This is a genomic window from Bacillus sp. AP50 (genome assembly GCF_040492675.1).
In the GTDB taxonomy this organism is placed as follows: Bacteria; Bacillota; Bacilli; order Bacillales; family Bacillaceae_G; genus Bacillus_A; species Bacillus_A cereus.
Map to the genome: position 1 here is coordinate 1 of NZ_JBEUTW010000298.1, position 2767 is coordinate 2767.

The window sequence follows — 2767 nt, forward strand, 5'->3', positions numbered from 1 at the left end:
CCTGTGCTGACGATACAAATTTCACAATTAATTTATCAGTTTAAACTATTTTTTCAAAATCCACCTGATAATGAAATCGTTAAATATGCACTTTCGACAATTAATGGGATGGAAGTATCAAAATATATAGAACAAGGTGTAGATGTCATATATCAATCAATAGCAAATATAGGGAAGGTAAGTTTACAAATATTATTATCTCTAATTTTAAGCTTATTTTTCTTATTAGAAAAAGAGCGTATTATTACATTTACATCTAAGTTTAAAGATAGTAAGTTAAAAATCTTTTATGAGGAAATTGCATATTTTGGTGAAAGATTTGCAAGATCGTTCGGAAAAGTAATTGAAGCTCAGTTTTTAATTGCCGTGGTAAATTGTATTCTTACTGTTATTGCATTAATCGTTTTAGGATTTCCACAGCTACTTGTATTAGCTGTTATGATTTTCTTACTAGGCTTGATTCCTGTTGCAGGTGTGATTATTTCTTTGTTTCCACTTTGTATCATTGCTTACAACGTAGGCGGAGTTATGTACGTAGTATACATACTCGTATTCATAACAGTAATCCATGCTCTTGAAAGTTATTTTTTAAATCCGAAGTTTATGTCTGCAAAAACAAATTTACCAATATTCTACACATTTATGATTCTTATCTTCTCAGAGCATTTCCTCGGAATATGGGGGCTTATTATCGGGATACCAATCTTTATCTTTTTATTAGATGTACTTGATATAAATAATGAGGATGCGACTAAAAAATAAGAAATGATAGAAAATCACTAAAAAGTCATAGGAGATAATGAAAATAAAAAGCAATCCAAAATAAATTGGATTGCTTTTTATCTTAATTAAAGAACCGGAGCCATTGTTTCTTTCAATACTTGAACAGAGTGGTCGAATTTTAATTCTTCATCTTCACTTAATTCAACCTCTAAAATTTCACGAACACCGCCGCGATTTAAAACAGCAGGTACCCCGATATAAACATCTTTTTGACCGTATTGACCTTCTAAGTAAGCTGATACAGTTAATACACTATTTTCGTCGTTTAAAATTGCTTTTGTAACACGTAGAAGTGACATACCGATACCATAATAAGTTGCGCCTTTACGCTCAATAATATGGTAAGCTGCATCACGGACGTTTATGAAAATTTTGTCTAAATCTTCTTGATTATACGTGTTGTCTTTTTCAAGCAGTGTTTGTAGTTTTTGGATACCAACGGAAACATGGCTCCAAACTGGAAGTTCAGTATCGCCGTGTTCTCCGATAATATAAGCGTGAATGTTGTGTGGACCAATATCGAAGTACTCACCTAACATATAGCGGAAACGAGCAGAATCAAGCGTTGTACCAGAACCGATTACACGTTCTTTCGGTAAACCAGATTCTTTCCAAGTTACATAAGTTAAAATATCTACAGGGTTTGTTGCGATTAAGAAGATGCCATCAAATCCGCTATCCATAATACTGCGAACGATTTGTTTAAAGATTTTGGCGTTTTTCTCAACTAAATCTAAACGTGTTTCGCCTGGCTTTTGTGGTAATCCAGCTGTAATAACTACAAGGTCAGCATCTTTACAATCTTCGTAGCTGCCTTTCCATACTCTAGTTGGAGCTGGGGCGAATGGAACAGCATGACTTAAATCCATTGCTTCCCCTTCAGCTTTTGCTTCATTTACATCGACTAAAACAAATTCTTCAGCTACGGCTTGGTTAATCATGCAGTAAGCATAACTACATCCAACTGCTCCTGTTCCTACTAATACAACACGGTTAATACCTTTTTTCATTTCAAAATTCCTCGCAATTTCATTGGTTTTGTTATGTAAGATAATACGTCTTACTTCTATAGAGTCATATCTAGTTTATTACATTTTATAAAAGATATTCAAGTATTTGAAAATGTATCCGTGCAAATCTGCGAACAAAACATAGGAATTCAGTGAACCGAATATAATTCAGTAAAATCCTTTGTAAAAGGGGAAATGGTATGGGGAACCCATTAACAATGGAAGAAATGCTTCATATTATTCATGCAGGGCTTGTTAAAAAGAATAACCCAAAACGGATTACGATTGCAGGTGCAGGGATTTCTGGATTAGTTGCAGGTTCTTTATTAAAAGAGGCTGGGCACGAAGTAACGATTATAGAAGCAAATAACAGAATAGGTGGCAGAGTGTATACGATTCGGGAACCATTTAGTGTGGGTTTATATTTTAATGCGGGACCGATGAGAATCCCTGACACCCATAAGTTAACCTTAGCGTATATTCATAAATTTAAACTACCTTTAAACCTTTTTATAAATAAAACTTTTGCAGATATCATTTATACGAATAACATTCAAACGAGATTGAATGTGTTTGAAAATGATCCAAGTGTACTTGAATATCCGGTTTTGGATAAAGAAAGAGGAAAAACGGCAGAAGAGCTAATGATTGAGGTATTAGAACCAATACTAAATTATATTAAGAAGGATCCTGATAAAAACTGGCTTATCGTTGAAAAAAAGTATAAAACGTATTCGCTTGGTTCATTTTTAATGGAGTATTATTCAGATGGTGCAATAGATATGATTGGGGTACTTCTTGATATGGAAGCTTATATGGGAATGTCCTTAATTGAAGTATTACGTGAAATGATTTTCTTTACTTCAACAACGAAATATTATGAAATAACTGGTGGAATGGATAAGTTATCGAATGCATTCTTACCACAATTAAGGGAACATATTTTAATGCAGTATAAGGTCTGTCTCTTATAC

The 2767-nt window shown here is 33.5% G+C and carries 3 protein-coding genes; 2 read left to right on the forward strand and 1 reads right to left on the reverse strand.

Annotated elements, in window-relative coordinates; all coding sequences use genetic code 11:
- Positions 1-762: AI-2E family transporter (locus tag ABWK52_RS20435; RefSeq protein ID WP_353772100.1), on the forward strand; the 762-nt coding region annotated here is incomplete at its 5' end.
- Between the two features lie 86 nt (positions 763-848).
- On the opposite strand, the gene ABWK52_RS20440 is transcribed toward ABWK52_RS20435, so the two are convergent.
- A complete protein-coding gene (locus ABWK52_RS20440) occupies positions 849-1793 on the reverse strand; it encodes an L-lactate dehydrogenase (RefSeq protein ID WP_000715321.1) in 945 nt (314 codons plus the stop codon).
- A 200-nt stretch (positions 1794-1993) separates the two neighbouring features.
- On the opposite strand from ABWK52_RS20440, the gene ABWK52_RS20445 reads away from it, so the two are divergent.
- Positions 1994-2767, forward strand: a 774-nt coding sequence (locus ABWK52_RS20445) for a flavin monoamine oxidase family protein (protein WP_353772101.1), incomplete at its 3' end; no start/stop codon positions are given.

Coding starts and splice junctions, on each gene's coding strand:
- ABWK52_RS20440 (WP_000715321.1), bottom strand. CDS start 1,793: ATGAAAAAAGGTATTAACCGTGTTGTATTAGTAGGAACAGGAGCAGTT.